The sequence below is a fragment of the Pontibacter silvestris genome (assembly GCF_020907275.1).
Classification (GTDB): domain Bacteria; phylum Bacteroidota; class Bacteroidia; order Cytophagales; family Hymenobacteraceae; genus Pontibacter; species Pontibacter silvestris.
This window is the reverse complement of the sequence record NZ_JAJJWI010000003.1, coordinates 130,303-146,927: the sequence shown is the minus strand read 5'-3', so window position 1 is coordinate 146,927 and position 16,625 is coordinate 130,303. Positions and strand designations below refer to the sequence as shown.

The following is a 16,625-nucleotide window of genomic DNA, read 5'->3' as shown; positions in this document are numbered from 1 at the left end:
TTAGAAATGTGCAGTCAAAGAAAAGTCTACGTTCTATAATTTAACTTCTAGCATCTACACTTACATTGTAAATACTTTGTCTCCCTTATTCAGGTATTCGTTTTCCACTACATCGTGGCCTGGTTCGCGTTTCTCAAACTCCTGCAACTTACGATGGAAACCTTCGCTACCTTTAATAATGGCGATCCTGGCACTACGCACAAACTCAATCAGGCCATAAGGCTGCAGCACATTTATCAGGTTTTCAGTTTCTTCGCGGTGTCCGGTTGTTTCAAATACTGTATAGTCTTTGCGTATCACTACAGCACGGGCACCGTTTTCTCTTAATAGCCGTTCTACCAGTGCTTTTTCCGCTATCACGTCAGTTGGTACTTTATAAAGTGCCATTTCCTGCCAGATAACATCTTCGTTAGTATTGTAATACACTTTTAGCACTTCTACCTGCTTTTCGATCTGGGATGCCACTTTCCGGACTACCTCTTCTGTTTCATGAATGAGAATAGTGAAGCGGTGTATTCCCTCTATTTCGGAAGGGGAAGTATTCAGACTTTCAATGTTGATCTTTCTCCTGGAAAAAATAATCGCGATACGGTTAAGCAGACCGATCTGATTTTCGGTGTAAACAGTAATGGTAAATTCCTGCTTTTCTATAGGATGTTGCGTACTCATAGCTGATTCTATTTATCCGGTTTCTTCTGTTTCTGAAGATTATTTAAGCCTGATCTCGCTTACACTGCTTCCCTGAGGCACCATCGGGAAAACGTTGTTTTCTTTGGTTACCATTACCTCCAGCAGGAAAGACCCTTTATGGGAAAGCATTTCCTGTAAGGCTTCTTTTAAACCTTCTCTTTCGGAAATGCTTTTTCCTGCAATGCCATAGCCACTTGCAACTGTTACAAAGTCGGGGCTGGTGATATCCACAAAAGAATAACGTTTGTCCTGGAAAAGCTCCTGCCATTGTCTTACCATTCCGAGGAACTGGTTATTGAGAATCAGAATCTTTACATCAACGCCACTCTGCATAATGGTGCCTAGTTCCTGTAGTGTCATCTGGAAGCCACCATCTCCGATAACAGCTACTACTGTTCTGTCTAAAGCACCAAACTTTGCTCCTATGGCTGCCGGAAGGGCAAAGCCCATTGTACCTAAGCCACCGCTGGTAATATTGCTGCGTGTGTGGTTTAATTTTGCGTAGCGACAGGCTACCATCTGGTGCTGACCAACATCACTCACAACAATGGCTTCGCCTTTCGTCAGTTCATTCAGTTGTTGTATTACCTCGCCCATGGTTATTTCACCGGTAGCAGGAAACAGTTCATCCTGAATGACTTCTTTAATCTCCTCCTGCTCATATCTCCTGAACTTTTCTAACCATTCTGTATGAGCTGTTGCTTCTATCAGTTCAGTTAGCATTGGCAGTGTTTCTTTACAATCGCCCCAAACCGGTACAGTGGCTTTTACATTCTTGCTGATTTCAGATGGGTCAATATCGAGGTGAATGACCTGAGCTTGTTTTGCATACTTATCTAACCGGCCTGTAACACGGTCGTCGAAACGCATGCCAATAGCAATGAGTACATCGCACTCGTTGGTCAGTACATTTGGCCCATAGTTGCCATGCATGCCCAACATTCCCACATTAAGTGGATGATCGCTTGGTAGGGCACCTGCTCCCATTATTGTCCAGGCGGCAGGAATGCCAGCTTTCTCTATAAAAGTTTTAAACTCCTGCTCTGCAGAGCCCAGCATAACGCCTTGTCCCCATAGTACAAAAGGCTTCTTAGCGTTGTTGATAAGCTCCGCTGCCTGCTGAATATATTCCTGGCGAACAATCGGCTTAGGGCGATAGCTGCGGATATGTTTACAGGATGTGTACCCCTTAAAGTCAAACTTTTGTATCTGAGCGTTCTTTGCAATATCAATCAATACTGGCCCGGGACGACCACTTCTGGCAATATGAAATGCTTTGGCAACGGCATCCGGTATTTCAGATGCATCTGTTACCTGGTAATTCCATTTTGTTACAGGAGTAGTGATGTTAACGATGTCTGTTTCCTGGAATGCATCCGTTCCTAAAAGATGCGCAAAAACCTGCCCAGTAATGCATACAAGCGGTGTACTGTCTATCAGAGCATCAGCCAGGCCTGTAACAAGGTTTGTTGCACCAGGCCCACTTGTAGCGAATACCACACCTGCTTTACCAGATGAACGCGCGTACCCTTGCCCGGCATGAATACCACCTTGCTCGTGGCGCACTAATATATGATTCAGCCTGTCGCGGTAATCGTAAAGGGCATCATATATGGGCATAATTGCACCACCTGGATAGCCGAAAATGGTATCTACTTCTTCCTCCAGCAGAGCTATTAAAAGGGCTTCTGCACCGGAAATTGTTTTTACTTTATCCAATAACTCCGGAGCTTGTTTCTCTTTCGTTAACATAAGATTCATCTAAGTCTGTTATACATCCATTACTCGCATCACTAACAGTTCTGGCATATTTCAGTAGCACTCCCTGCGACACATTAGGCTTTGGTTTTCTCCATTTGTCTCTTCTTAGCTCAAGCAGCGCATCGTCTACATGCATATGAATAGAATTGGTGGTGACATCCAGTGTAATCAGGTCACCGTCTTCTACCAAGGCAATGTTGCCTCCTTCGGAAGCTTCCGGGCAGACGTGGCCAATCACGAAGCCATGTGTTCCACCTGAAAAACGACCGTCTGTAATCAGTGCTACTTTATCTCCTAAACCAGCACCCATGATGGCAGAAGTGGGTTTTAGCATTTCGGGCATGCCAGGGCCACCTTTAGGGCCTACATACCGAATGACGACGACATTGCCCGGCTTGATTTTGTTTTGTACGATACCCAGGTTCAGTTCTTCTTCGGAGTTGAACACAATAGCAGGGCCTTCAAATTTTAAACCTTCTTTACCACTTATTTTGGCAACTGCACCTTTAGTAGCCAGGTTGCCATACAATGTTTGTATGTGGCCATCAACTTTTATTGGGTTAGAAAGCGGCCTTAACAGATCTTGCTCTTCGCCCAGGGGTTTCACATCAGCCAGGTTTTCAGCAACAGTTTGACCAGTTACTGTCAGCAAGTCTCCGTTGATAAGTTTTTCATCAAGTAAGGTTCTCATCACAGCTGGTACACCACCCAATGCAGAAAGGTCTTCCATCAGGTATTTCCCGCTAGGTTTAAGGTCGGCCAATACAGGAACTCTGTTGCTAACAGCCTGAAAATCTTCCAATGTCAGCTTAATACCTGCCGCGTGTGCAATGGCTATCAAATGTATAACAGCATTAGTAGAGCCACCCAACACTGTGATTAGCACTAAGGCATTTTCAAATGCTTCCCGGGTTAAAATATCCCGAGGCTTGATATCTTTCGCTAATAGGTTCAGGAGGTATTGCCCAGTAGTTAAACACTCCTGTTTTTTATCATCGCTGATAGCAGGAGAGGAGGAAGAGAAAGGAATGGACATACCTAGTGCTTCTGCAGCAGAGGCCATGGTGTTCGCCGTATACATACCGCCACAGGCACCTGGGCCAGGGCAGGCATTTCGGATAATACCCCGGTAATCCTCGTCAGATATTTTGCCGTTAAGTTTCTGCCCATAAGCTTCGAAGCAGGAAACAATGTTCAGCTTCTGGCCTTTAAAGTCACCGCCCTTTATTGTTCCGCCATATACCATGAGCGATGGCCTGTTCAAACGGGCCATTGCCATTAAAGAACCCGGCATATTTTTATCGCAACCTACTACACAAGCCAACGCATCGTAGTTATGAGCACCGGTTATGGTTTCTATAGAGTCTGCTATAACTTCTCTTGATACCAAAGAATAGCGCATGCCTGGCGTACCGTTCGTAATGCCGTCGCTTACACCAATGGTGTTAAAACGAAGCCCTACCATGCCGAGCTGATTCACGCCTTGCTTCACATCATCAGCAAGTCCGTTCAGGTGCATGTTACAGGTGTTACCATCAAAACCTGTAGAGCAGATGCCGACAAATGGTTTGCGTAAATCTTCTTCTGACAAGCCAGAGCCGATTAACATGGCCTGTGAAGCCGGAAGGCTGTCGTCTTGTGTGTAAATGCTGCTATATTTATTTAATGCCATTACTGTTTGTTTTAAGGTATCGGATTCTACTATGCAGAAAGAGCGGTTTACACTGCTGCAGAATTTTAATTTATATTGCAATTTCTATTATTTACTTCTGCTATTGAAACTACGGATTCTACTTTTATACTATTTCTAAAATTAAAATACTTTAATGTAACATGCTTTAATTCAGTATGTTGTTATGTTGCTGAATACAATGTCTAACCTTCAAATTGATCTTGATTTTCAATTTATCAGGCTGAGAATTAACTTATCTGTTTAAAGCCTAAACCTTTATAGGTGTATGTTTCAGCGACAGACTCTTTGAAAGCAAAAGCCTTTCCGGCTCCGGGCTGGAAAGGCTTTTGTGACATGCAATATCAGGTCATTCCTTTCAACCCGGCGGTAGAGGACGAATGACAATAATAACGAGGCCGATTATGTATGATAAATGCATATGCGCTTTATTCCTGTGCCGTAAAACAAAACAGCCATCTTTGTAGAGATGGCTGTTATCGCTTTACTAGTGTTTTAACTTTAAGTTCAGCAAACCATCTCCATTCCACGTGAAATAATCACGAGGACCAGAATGATAATCTTGATGATCTGCTGTTGCTTTTTCATGTCTATAACAAAACTACAGGATAATATTAAATATCAAAATTATTCTTGCTGTTTTTTAGATTATGGAGGTAAAGAATGTGCTTTAATGTAGCCTGACTAAAGATCTTATTCTAGTAAAATCAAATCTGTACGTTATATAATTAACTGTACTAGTTTTTCCGTAAAGAATAGGGCTATTTTACCACTTCAACATATAAAATAATTATAATGACATATACACCAAGTCCTGATCGGTATAAGAAGATGGAATACCGGCGTTGCGGGCAAAGTGGGTTAAAGCTTCCTGCTATTTCTCTTGGCTTATGGCACAACTTCGGGTATGTAGATGTGCTGGAAAACTCCAGGAAAATCGTGCAAACAGCTTTTGATGCTGGTATTACACATTTTGACCTAGCAAATAACTATGGCCCTCCGGCAGGCTCAGCTGAAGAAAACTTCGGGCGTATTCTGAAGCAGGACTTTCGTACTTATCGCGATGAACTAGTCATTTCCACGAAAGCAGGGTATGGCATGTGGGATGGCCCTTATGGCGATTGGGGCTCTAAGAAGTACTTAGTGTCGAGCCTCGACCAGAGTTTGAACAGAATGGGGCTGGAGTATGTTGATATTTTCTATCATCACCGTCCTGATCCGGAGACTCCTTTAGAAGAAACAATGGCTGCCCTTGATCTGATTGTACGTCAGGGGAAAGCGCTATATGTGGGCATTTCAAATTATCAGCCGAAAGAGGCAGCAAGAGCGTTTGAAATACTAAAGCGACTGGGAACACCTTGCCTGATTCATCAGCCAAAGTACTCTATGTTTGTCCGTTGGGTAGAAGACGGGCTACTAGACTTATTAGGGCAGGAGGGTGTCGGCTGTATTCCGTTCTCACCCTTGGCGCAAGGTCTTTTAACAGACAAGTATCTGAAAGGCATTCCGGAAGGTTCCCGTGCTGCTAAGGCTACAGGGCACCTGCAGGAGGAAGACGTTACCGAAGAAAAGGTGGAAAAGGTGCGCCAGTTGAATGACTTAGCTCAGCAGCGGAACCAGTCGCTGGCCCAAATGGCTATTGCCTGGTTGTTGAAAGATGATCGTGTTACCTCTATACTGGTAGGTGCAAGTAGACCTGAGCAGTTAATCAACTCTGTCCAGTCTTTAAATAATCTGCAGTTTTCAGCAGATGAACTAGCCAGAATAGAAGCTATTCTAAAATAAGGAACATAAGTTTGTAAACATAAGAGGACTAGCTTTCACCAGTTCTCTTATGTTTACCTAGTTTGAATGCTTGTATTACTTCATCTTTAGTGAGTTGTTTATGCTATAAGAAACCAAAGCCAGTATTCCTAAACCAAAACCAGTGCCCCAAAAAATTACCTTATCACAAGGTACAAAGTCATACTTAGTCCAGAAGACACGCATGTTAGCAGTTGTTGAATTTGGATTGCCTGAGTTAGGTAAAGCCGTAGCTGTAGCATCTGAATTAGAGGAGGGAACTGCTGCTCTCGGAATATTCTTATGTTAAAGAAGCAGGTAAGTTGCCTGCTACTACCTACTGTTACTTGTTTATCTTGTTATACTTTTTCATTACTTTCATTACCTCTTTCACTGGCAAAGAATCTACGTTGTTCCCGTCTCTTCCCTCTAATGTTTCTGCTGTAAATAAGGAATTAAGAATGGCCTCTTCAGTAGCCTCTATGGTAGCTAAAAACAAAGGTGAGATGTCATCGTTCTTTAGCACCTTAGATTCATAAAACATCGATTCTCCGGAATAAGGTACCAGATTCTCTCTTGCTGTGGATAAGGCTATAACGTAATCGCCGCTGCCGTTTGAGGCAATGCCTCCTGTTTTGGCTAAACCCATAATGGCTCTCTTTGCCAGCCTTTTTAAGTTCCTTGCATCCAGCGGTGCATCAGTAATAACTACAATCATGCAGGAGCCGTCAACATCATTCAGTATTTTGTCCTGGTAAGGATACTTTCCCAGTTCTTTGGCAACAGGCACGCCATTTACTTCCAGTACACCGCCAAAGTTTGTTTGTACCAGCACACCTACAGTGTAACCTCCTAACGATGAAGGAAGAACCCTGGAAGATGTTCCGATTCCTCCTTTGTAGCCAAAGCAAACGGTTCCTGTGCCAGCACCTACATTTCCCTCTTCAACTTTTCCCTCTCTGGCATTGCTTATGGCGCTAAGTACATGTTCTTCTTTTACATGCCGCCCTCTGATATCATTCAGAAAGCCATCATTTGTTTCACCTACGACCGGGTTAACAGATCGTACATCTTCATTTCCTGGAAGTGCCAACGTATAACTAATGAGTGCATTGGATGCAGTAGGAGCACTTAACGTATTAGTAAGTACTATGGGCGTTTCGATATTGCCTAACTCTTCTACCTGGCTATAGCCAGTAAGCTTCCCGAACCCATTGCCAATGTAGATAGCCGCTGGTACTTTAGCCTGAAACACATTTCCTGTATGCGGTATAATAGTCGTAACACCAGTTCTAATGTTTTCTCCTTCTATTAAAGTTTCATGTCCGACTTTTACGCCAGTCACATCTGTAATAGCATTAAGCTTGCCAGTCTTTAAAACACCTATTTTTATACCATAATCTCTCACCCTCATCTTGTGTTTTTGTGCATAGGAGTAGCTGTATGCTATGAACAGTAGTACCAATAATAATGCGTTTTTCATGCTTATACTTTATCTGAATAGAAGTTAACAATCTTATATCTGCCCTTAATATGGTGCAGATTCAGTAGGAATATAACCAAAATGTACTTTTCTTTTTTTAACATGTAAAGAAATTAAATGCTAACCTATATACAGCTGCCAGTGCTTTTTTTACATCATGATAATTGACTACACCTTAATGAGCTAAAGACTTTTGTTTAATTCTCTTGCTTATGACTAAAGGTGCTTTTATACATGTGCTGATAAATGCAATTTTGTGTTAGGAATGCTGCATTGTAAACTCTTAATAATTTGATAATTACAACTTGTTAAAGTGGTAGACGTTAGAATGTGCATAAATAAATACTATTCTATAAATAAAGCTATGAAAGACAACTTACACAATGAAAGAGATTACAGAGGAGCACCATATAATGAGGGGAGAAGACCTGCTGCAGGATTAAGTGCTTTGAAAAGAATATCCTGGGGAGCTGTTTTTGCAGGATTAGTCGTAGCTATGGTGCTGCAGCTAACGCTGAGTTTGCTGGGGTTGGGAATCGGCATTGGGACCATTAACCCTGTTGAAGAGCAGAATCCGGCATCAGGGCTTGGTACAGGTGCGCTCATATGGTGGATTGTAAGCATGCTGATCTCACTGTTTGCCGGAGGTTGGGTTGCCGGACGGCTTGCAGGTATGCCAACGGGTTTCGACAGTATTCTACACGGCATCCTGACCTGGAGCTTATTTACGCTACTCTCTTTTTACTTGTTAACTACCGCAGTCGGGAGCCTGATTAGTGGTGTAGGAAGCGTAGTGGGGCGTACCCTTTCGCTTGCCGGGCAGGGAATTGCTGCTGTAGCTCCACAGGCAGCAGAAGCCATTCAGTCCAGCACAGGAGGAAGTGGTGGAGTAGATTTGCAGGCTGTTAAACAAGAGGCACGCCAAATTCTGCAGCAGACAGGAAAGCCAGAACTACAGCCCGATAATATTGAGCAGCAGGCAAGGAGTGCTGGTAGTACAGTAGAGGGAGCAGCTGGTGAGGCAGCCTCTGACCCACAGGCAGCTGGTTCTACTTTTGATGAAGTGATGGACAGGCTGTATGGCCAGGGGGCAGACATAGCCAACGCAGCAGACCGTGATGCAGCAGTAAATGTTATTATGCAGCGTACTGGTAAAAGCAGAGAAGAAGCAAATGAGGTTGTTAACAGTTGGGTATCAACCTATGAACAGGCTAAAGCGCAGTATAAAGAAACAAGAGCGCAGGTTGGCCAGCGAGCACAGCAAATAGGAGGAGATGTTGCTTCGGCTATTTCTAAAGCTGCCATCTATGCCTTTTTTGGTCTGTTGCTGGGAGCAATTGCAGCTGCTGTTGGTGGTAAGGTTGGTGAGCCGCATGATTTAGCTGTTACTAGTAATGATGCAGTAAGACCTGTTTAAACATAAGATATATTTAAATAAAGAAAAAGCCAGCTTATATAGCTGGCTTTTTCTTTTTACGCTTTTTTTACAAGCCTGCTTCAAACCAAGCATGGCTCTTTCTCTTTCCTTTCTATTCGCCAATGTCTCAGCTGCTTTGCTTTAGTGCCTGTCTTACTTCCGAATCTCAAGAACTAACATAGCTGTAACCTTCGAAGCTTGTGCTTATCAGAAGGCTTAGAAGTAAATGCTGAGTTCTGTTTAATATATAGGTTTTGTTATATTGTTTTTGATTTCACTTTGCTCCAATCTGAAGCCTCATCACTACTGCCATGTCTTAAATAAGAATGCTACAGATAGTGCTGCTACTAATATATGCTGGCTTACATCAAGTTTATGTTTTATATGATTACTTCTATTCGTTAGGATTTCTTACGTTGGTGAATTTAGTGTGTGTTGTCATAAATATTATAATTTTTAGTAATATTTTTATTCAAACTAAATTTGGACTTTTCGTAGTAAGTAAATTTTTAAAAAAAGTATCAAGAACATCTTGTTCAGAGAATTAAGATATTATATTTGCGGCAAATATAGTAGATAAATATTATATTTTTAATATATAGTAAACTTAGATTTTAATAAAATAGTTATTGATTCTTTTCAGCTTTTACCGCCATTTATGATGAAAAAATTACCATGCCTTTCCCGCTCAAAGCGGTTGATGAGATTGTCAGCCATGTCTTTGTTCGGAACTCTTACCTTGTTTGGATGCCGTCCGGATAGCGAAGAGACTGTTACGCCAACAATGTCTGCTAATGTTAATGATTGGATTGTGCCTGTAAATTTTAATTTTAACACTACCGCAGAAGTGCAAATTTCTATTGCTGCATTTGATTCTGAGAATAATCCAGTAAGGATGCCTTATGTGCAGGTTTTTGATAAGGATCCTAAAGATGGAGGAACGCAACTATTCCTTGGTGGTACTGACGAATATGGTAAATTAGAAATTGTTAAGAGTTTGCCTGTCGCACTAACATCTGTAGTGATAGTAAGTAATTATGTTGGCGTGTTAAATCAGGTAACTGTCCCTGTTATTAATAATAAAGTTGAATACATATTTACTCCTGTTGCTTCTACCGGTGCATCATTACGTACCGCCTCCTCACAAGCTCTGAAGGGGGTAAGTATTCAGAACCAGACAGCAGCTACAGGCTGGAATGAGCAGGGAGTACCGAATGTTTTGGCTTCGGCTAACCAGTGGACAAAGAATGCTGAGGAAGCAGTAGGGGATGCCTCTTTCCTTCAAAGCTTGAATGCCATTTTGCCGGAGCGTAAGTCTTTGCCAGCTTATCACCCGGAATATTTAGCATCTGGAAGCCAAAGTAATATAGCTGTTTCCAGTGCTGCTGATGTATGGGTTACTTTTGTAGCAGAAGGCACAAACTATACAAACACATTGGGCTTTTATACTTATGATCTTTCAAGTCCTCCGCAATCTGTAAATGATATAAATCCAGAGAACAGGCATTACATTTTCCCGAACATGTCTGCTGTGGGAAGTGGAGGAGGATTAGTGTCAGGGAGCTCTGTTTACTTAGGTAACTTTCCGGCCAACACAGGTATTGGTTTATTTCTGGCAGTAAATGGTTGGAACTCTAATACTAAAAGTATCAATACCACAAGCTCGTACACAATTTATTCTGATCCTAAGTTTAACCCGGAGGCAAATGAGAACCAGAAGCAGCATTGTGTTTTAATTAAGGATCAGGCGCGTGAGACACTTATAATTGGGTTTGAAGATATGCGCAGGGATAATGGTGGATGCGACAATGACTTTAATGACGCCCTTATAATTGTTTCTTCTAACCCTGTTGATGCTGTTCTGGCAGGTGGTATACCGAGCTTGCCTGGCCCTGAAGCTGATGTTGATGGAGATGGCGTTCCTAATACACTGGATGCTTATCCTAACGACTTTGAGCGTGCCTACAACAACTATGCGTCTGGTTCGCTGGCTTTCGAAGATCAATGGCCAAGAAAAGGCGATTTTGATATGAATGATTTCGTAGTTAACTACAATTATACCATAGTAACCAATGCACAGAACAAAACAAAAGATATTAAAGGAACTTTTGAGATAGCGGCCTTAGGTACTATATATCATAATGGCTTCGGTTACGAGCTGCCTTTAACACCTGATGATGTACAAAGTGTGACAGGCAGCAAGCTTAACCACAATTATGTAACAAGGGCTGGTAATGGAGTAGAGGCTGGGCAAGAGAAAGCTACTATAATTGTTTTTGATGATGCCTTTGACTTAGTAAGTACACCAAGCTTTTTAAATACTGATCCTAAAAGGCCTAAGTACAATACGGTAAGCTTACCTGTAGATGTAACCTTGACTAAGCCAATGGACTTGCCTTTAAATGCTCCCTTCAATCCTTTTATTATGGTGGGGCAACAGCGAGGCCGTGAGGTCCATTTATCAGGTATGGCGCCAACATCTAAAGCAAATACTGACTTGTTCGGTACAGCAGATGATGCAACCAATCTTGCTAACGGTGTTTATTATAAGACAAAAGATAATTTGCCTTATGGTATAAATGTTCCTGAAAAGTTTCAGTATCCGTCTGAGTGGGTTTCTGTTGCAGAAGCTTATTTAAAACTTTCTGAGTGGGTTCAGAGTGGTGGAAGGGACTTTGCTGACTGGTATTCTTCCTCTAAGGCTAGCTCTTACCGCAACCAAAATAAAATTTATAACAAGTAAAAGTAGTACTTATCTTAAACATTAACAGAAAAGCCTGTCAGTTTTGACAGGCTTTTCTGTTAATGTTCTTTGCTCTTTTTATTATGCCCGAAGGGGTGTTTCTATAGCAAGGTAGCTGAACTGTTTAGTGTACCCTGGTTTCTCTATCTTCCATGACGGGGAGAAGCTCCTTTTTGTGGGGAAGGGCTTTTGCATTATAAAGTTTTACTAACTTAATTGTTTATGAGGGAAGAAACAGAAAGGCCAGCTATGAACATAGCTGGCCTTTCTGTTTAATTAAGTAGCTTAAAGCTTATGCATCAGATCTTGACATACGGTTACGCTCGTTTTCATCGAGGTAAATCTTACGCATACGGATGCTTTTTGGAGTTACCTCCAGCATCTCGTCTTTCTGGATGTATTCCATTGCTTCTTCCAGTGAGAAATGTCTGGCAGGTGCAATCTTTACGTTGTTGTCAGAGCCAGAAGCACGCATGTTAGTCAGCTTCTTACCTTTCTGAATGTTTACTGTAATATCGTTCTGACGGCTGTGCTCGCCAATTACTTGCCCCATGTAAACCTCAACGCCCGGATCAACGAAGAACACGCCACGGTCCTGCAGTTTATCAATAGAATAAGCAGTACCGGCTCCTGTTTCCATAGAGATGATAGAGCCGTTATTACGTCCAGGTATAGTTCCTTTATATGGTTCGTACTGAAGGAAGCGGTGGTTCATGATAGCCTCACCAGCTGTAGCTGTCAATACGTTATTACGAAGACCGATCAGACCACGGGCTGGAATGTTGAACTCCAGGTGCTGCAGGTCGCCTTTTGGCTCCATGATAATCAGCTCACCTTTACGTTGCGTTACCAGTTCAATTACCTTACCGGCAGTTTCTTCTGGTACGTCCACTACCATGTGCTCAATAGGCTCCTGGCGCTGGCCATCAATTTCTTTGAAAATTACCTGAGGCTGGCCAACCTGTAACTCATAGCCCTCACGGCGCATCGTTTCAATAAGTACAGACAAGTGCAGGATACCACGACCGAATACCAGGAAAGTATCTTCACGGTCTGTTTCCTGTACGCGAAGTGCAAGGTTTTTCTCAGTTTCTTTGAACAGGCGATCGCGCAGGTGACGAGAAGTCACGAACTTACCCTCTTTACCGAAGAAAGGAGAGTTGTTGATCGTAAAGAGCATGTTCATAGTTGGCTCATCAATAGAGATGCGCTTCAACGGCTCTGGATTTTCTGCATCAGCAATGGTATCACCAATATCAAAACCTTCTATACCTGTTACTGCGCAAATCTCGCCAGCTGTTACCTCTGGAACGCTCTTTCTGCCAAGTCCTTCAAAAACCTGAAGTTCAGCAATCTTTCCTTTTTTAATGGTGCCATCGGCTTTGCACAAGCTAATAGGCATGCCTTCTTTTAATGTTCCACGGTGAACGCGGCCAATGGCGATACGACCCACGAAAGAAGAATAGTCTAGGGACGTAATCTGCATTTGTGGTGTACCGTCCAGGTAGGGTGCTGGAGGAATAACCTCAATAATAGCATCCAGCAGTGGCGTGATATCTTCAGTTGGTTTTTGCCAGTCTAAACTCATCCAACCTTGCTTAGAAGAGCCGTACAGCGTAACAAAGTCAAGCTGCTCCTCTGTTGCCTCCAGGTTGAACATAAGGTCAAACACTTGCTCGTGTACCTCGTCCGGACGGCAGTTTTCTTTGTCTACTTTATTTACTACTACAATTGGCTTCAGGCCAAGTTGGATAGCTTTGCTCAATACGAAACGTGTCTGAGGCATGGCTCCTTCAAAAGCGTCTACAAGTAGTAATACACCATCGGCCATTTTCAATACACGCTCTACCTCGCCACCAAAGTCAGCGTGACCAGGTGTGTCGATGATATTGATTTTAACGTCTTTGTAGCGAACCGACACGTTCTTAGAAACGATCGTGATGCCTCGTTCGCGCTCCAGGTCGTTGTTGTCCAGGATTAGGTCGTCGAACTGCTGGTGCTCTGCAAATAATTTTGAAGCATGAATGATTTTGTCCACAAGCGTCGTTTTGCCGTGGTCAACGTGTGCGATAATCGCGATATTTCGAATGTTCTGCATTGAATTGGTTTTTCGAGGTGCAAAAATACAAAAAAGCCTTTACATATTTAGTATTTTGCTCGAAATAAACAGGTTATGATTTTATTAAGTTCTTCTTAACCAACAATCTCTGTGGGTTTAAAAAGCAAACATAGCTATTTGCTACTTCGTTTCTTTTGGGCCAAAGAAATTCTTAGTGTACAAAAAACAGTGTTTCTGTCATTTAAAGGGCTTAAATAAATGTTGTCACAATTATAGAATAATAGGCTTACATCTCTTTCTCTGTTGTACTTTTGCTAAACAAGTTGTTTTAACATTTTTATATTCATTCTTATTCTATCAACTATTTGAATCATTAAGCTGCTAGTGTATTTCTATAAAGTAAAGTAATGAATAGCGGTTTAGGAGTAGTACATAATTATCAAAAATGAACAACCGGATTAAAGAATTACAAAAAGGACTTCAGGAGCACAGACAGCGTCTGTTAAGGCATAATGTCTACCAGTCGTTGCAGACCTTGGATGATTTAAAAGTGTTTATGGAGCACCATGTGTTTGCCGTATGGGATTTTATGAGTCTCCTGAAAGCTTTGCAGGCTGACCTGACTTGCGTAACATTACCCTGGCTGCCTAAAGGCAGCCCTTCTACCCGCCGCCTGATAAATGAGATTGTGCTGGAAGAAGAGACAGACGTAGACCAATTGGGAAACCCTGTAAGCCATTTTGAGCTGTATTTACGTGCTATGGATGAGTGCGGAGCTGACAAAGCAGATATTAACCAGCTGTTGGAAAGCCTACAGGAAGGAAAAGATGTTAATGGAGCTTTAGACAAAACAAATGTTCCTGCTTCGGTAAAGCTCTTTGTGCGCAATACATTCCGTATTATTAACTCTGGTAAAACGCACGCTGTTGCTGCCGCGTTTACCTTTGGCCGCGAAGATCTGATACCCGATATGTTTCGCAAACTGATCTCTGATTTGTATCAGCGCTACCCGGAGAAGCTAAATACCTTTGATTATTATCTGAACCGCCACGTGGAGCTGGATGAGGAGGTACATACACCATTAGCCCTAAGAATGGTGGATGAGTTTTGCGGCGATGATGAAGATAAATGGCAGGAAGCGTTGGAGGTGTCGAAAGAGTGCATTGAAATGAGAATTGAGCTGTGGAATGGTATCCGGATGATGTTACCATCAGAAGCTTAAACGTAAACCTGAGAATTTAAAATTAACAATTAAAAGCAGCCTGCCGTATCTTTTAGTCAACACTAATCAAAAATAAGACTATGGCAGAATTACATTCTGATGCAGATAACGTTGAAAATTTAGCGCAATGCATCGTAGAGGCTTTTAGAACCATGAACGTGCAGGAAGGGCAGGTACTACTTTATGATGACTTATACCCTTACCTGCAGGAAAAATATCCAAAGTACAAAGATGTGCAGACTGAGGCAGAGCATCATCTTGCAAAGGAAGCTATCATAAATCCTGCTCCGGATGGCTTAATGCTCACTCAGGTAGGATCTAAAGCCATTTATGGCGGATAATGCTGTAAAGGATTCATATAGAGGAGGTCACTGGTAAGTTATCAGTGACCTTTTTAAATTATACAGGATTCCGGTGTCAATAATTTAAAGTTGTACAGGCCAAATTATGGTACAGAAAGTAATCTGTAGTAATGACCGCCAAACATGGTTATGACAAATAAGAAAAGCCTTGTTTGAATTTACAAACAAGGCTTTTCTTATTATATTATAGTAGAAGTTATGCTAAAACTTACTTCTGTCTTTTTCTTTCGGAAAGAACTTTCTGTCTAAGCTATACTTGCCAGGTCCAACAAAAATCATCGAAAAGAACAGGACTCCTGCTTCTAAAGCATGAGAATAACCCCCGAAGCCATCACCAGCGGTAACATGGCGTAGTGTGGCTACTACCATGGTAAAGGCCAGTAAAATACAAACCGGGCGGAAGAATAGCCCTAGCATTAAAAAAAAGCCTCCTGCTGCTTCGGCAAAGCCGGCCATAAAACCCCAGAAAGCAGGGGCAAAGTCTATGCCTAGCAAGGCCATATTCTGGCCTATTGCTTCCCAACGTTCCAGGCCACCGGCCAGTTTTGGCCAGCCATGCATAATAAACATGAAACCTATTCCTAGCCGCAGCAAAAGCAGCCCAACATCTTTATATTTATAACGGGTGTAGATGATAGCCATATAGGCAATAATAAGAATAAGGCACCAATATTACAAAGCTAATATATTAAAATGCTTTTTACTATGGTGTTAGCAGGCACATCTTCAGGTTTCAGCTTTGCCAACTGCTCTGCAGGCAAATGGCTGGAGTCTAGTACAAAGGAAAAGTTGGCATCTTCAGAAACGGCTACTAAACCTGCTTCTCCTGGGCTAACATAGCTTATCGGGTAAGCACTCTGCACTTCGCTGTACTTAGAGCCTATGCCAATGCCACTGCTCGTCTTAAAATCTGGATGTTGAACTTGTATACGCCACACTTCGCAGGTGGGGGCACAAGTTTGTTCTATAAGCAGACCCCTGGCAGCATCTTTAGCTTGTAACAGATAGGCAGTGCTTGGTTGTCCTTTTGTTTGCAGGGTAGTATCGGCTATGTCCATGCCATTGGGTACAGACTGGCGCATTTCTTCTATGGGCATGTTCAGGCGTACATAACCTGCGCGATCTTTAGCTATTACAAAATTCTCCGGTGCCGGTACTGCCATTTCCTCATCGTTAGTAGGTATGCTCTCTGTAGCTGGCTCAGAAGCAGTTGCTTTGCTTGTCTCTTGTTTATTATTGCTTTGAGAGAGGCAGGCAGCCATACCCACTCCCAATAATATTGCGTAGATTATATTCTTCAGCATGACTGTGTAAATCAAACGTTAATATTGCTGTTAAACTTGATGTACAGCAGCAGGTTGTTGTATATTAGCAAGAATATAGAAATTAGTTTCTTTTGTTATAGATCAACTTAAA

General features: G+C 42.3%; 12 protein-coding genes. 5 read left to right on the top strand and 7 right to left on the bottom strand.

Going from position 1 to position 16,625, the window contains the following annotated elements:
- Positions 1–60: 60 nt before the first annotated feature.
- From ilvN to ilvD, 3 genes are read right to left on the bottom strand one after another with little or no spacing between them, the layout of a single operon-like run.
- A complete protein-coding gene (ilvN, locus tag LN995_RS03810) occupies positions 61–669 on the bottom strand; it encodes an acetolactate synthase small subunit (protein ID WP_229958531.1) in 609 nt (202 codons plus the stop codon).
- A gap of 39 nt (positions 670–708) precedes the next feature.
- Positions 709–2,451, bottom strand: a complete 1,743-nt coding sequence (gene ilvB / locus LN995_RS03805; protein WP_229958529.1) for a biosynthetic-type acetolactate synthase large subunit — start codon at positions 2,449–2,451, stop codon at positions 709–711.
- A complete protein-coding gene (ilvD, locus tag LN995_RS03800; RefSeq protein WP_229958527.1) occupies positions 2,402–4,123 on the bottom strand; it encodes a dihydroxy-acid dehydratase in 1,722 nt (573 codons plus the stop codon). The genes ilvB and ilvD overlap by 50 nt, the downstream gene beginning before the upstream one ends.
- Before the next feature lie 813 nt (positions 4,124–4,936).
- Between ilvD and mgrA the strand changes: the two genes are divergently transcribed.
- On the top strand, positions 4,937–5,926 hold the full coding sequence (gene mgrA, locus LN995_RS03795; RefSeq protein WP_229958525.1) for an L-glyceraldehyde 3-phosphate reductase: 990 nt from the start codon (positions 4,937–4,939) through the stop codon (positions 5,924–5,926).
- A gap of 340 nt (positions 5,927–6,266) precedes the next feature.
- On the opposite strand, the gene LN995_RS03790 is transcribed toward mgrA, so the two are convergent.
- Complete coding sequence (locus LN995_RS03790; protein ID WP_229958523.1) at positions 6,267–7,406, bottom strand: DmpA family aminopeptidase; 1,140 nt, start codon at positions 7,404–7,406, stop codon at positions 6,267–6,269.
- A gap of 364 nt (positions 7,407–7,770) precedes the next feature.
- Between LN995_RS03790 and LN995_RS03785 the strand changes: the two genes are divergently transcribed.
- The gene (locus LN995_RS03785; protein ID WP_229958521.1) at positions 7,771–8,823 is read left to right on the top strand and encodes a hypothetical protein; all 1,053 of its coding nucleotides are present in this window, start codon (positions 7,771–7,773) and stop codon (positions 8,821–8,823) included.
- Positions 8,824–9,481: 658 nt separating this feature from the next.
- A complete protein-coding gene (locus tag LN995_RS03780) occupies positions 9,482–11,566 on the top strand; it encodes an LruC domain-containing protein (RefSeq protein ID WP_229958519.1) in 2,085 nt (694 codons plus the stop codon).
- Positions 11,567–11,858: 292 nt separating this feature from the next.
- Here LN995_RS03780 and typA read toward each other — a convergent pair whose 3' ends face one another.
- Positions 11,859–13,664 carry a translational GTPase TypA gene (typA, locus tag LN995_RS03775; RefSeq protein ID WP_229958517.1) on the bottom strand — a complete coding sequence of 602 codons (1,806 nt, stop codon included), beginning with the start codon at positions 13,662–13,664 and terminating at the stop codon, positions 11,859–11,861.
- Positions 13,665–14,070: 406 nt separating this feature from the next.
- Here typA and LN995_RS03770 point away from each other — a divergent pair, with 406 nt between their 5' ends.
- Both LN995_RS03770 and LN995_RS03765 read left to right on the top strand, forming a co-directional pair.
- Positions 14,071–14,847, top strand: a complete 777-nt coding sequence (locus LN995_RS03770) for a DUF3050 domain-containing protein (protein WP_229958515.1) — start codon at positions 14,071–14,073, stop codon at positions 14,845–14,847.
- An 80-nt stretch (positions 14,848–14,927) separates the two neighbouring features.
- Positions 14,928–15,188: a hypothetical protein gene (locus LN995_RS03765; protein WP_229958514.1), complete on the top strand. Its 261-nt coding sequence runs from the start codon at positions 14,928–14,930 to the stop codon at positions 15,186–15,188.
- A 222-nt stretch (positions 15,189–15,410) separates the two neighbouring features.
- On the opposite strand, the gene LN995_RS03760 is transcribed toward LN995_RS03765, so the two are convergent.
- Positions 15,411–15,851 (bottom strand): DoxX family protein, encoded by a 441-nt coding sequence (locus tag LN995_RS03760; protein WP_229958513.1) that lies wholly within the window; start codon positions 15,849–15,851, stop codon positions 15,411–15,413.
- 38 nt (positions 15,852–15,889) lie between these two features.
- A complete protein-coding gene (locus tag LN995_RS03755) occupies positions 15,890–16,513 on the bottom strand; it encodes a mechanosensitive ion channel protein MscS (RefSeq protein WP_229958512.1) in 624 nt (207 codons plus the stop codon).
- Positions 16,514–16,625: the final 112 nt, after the last annotated feature.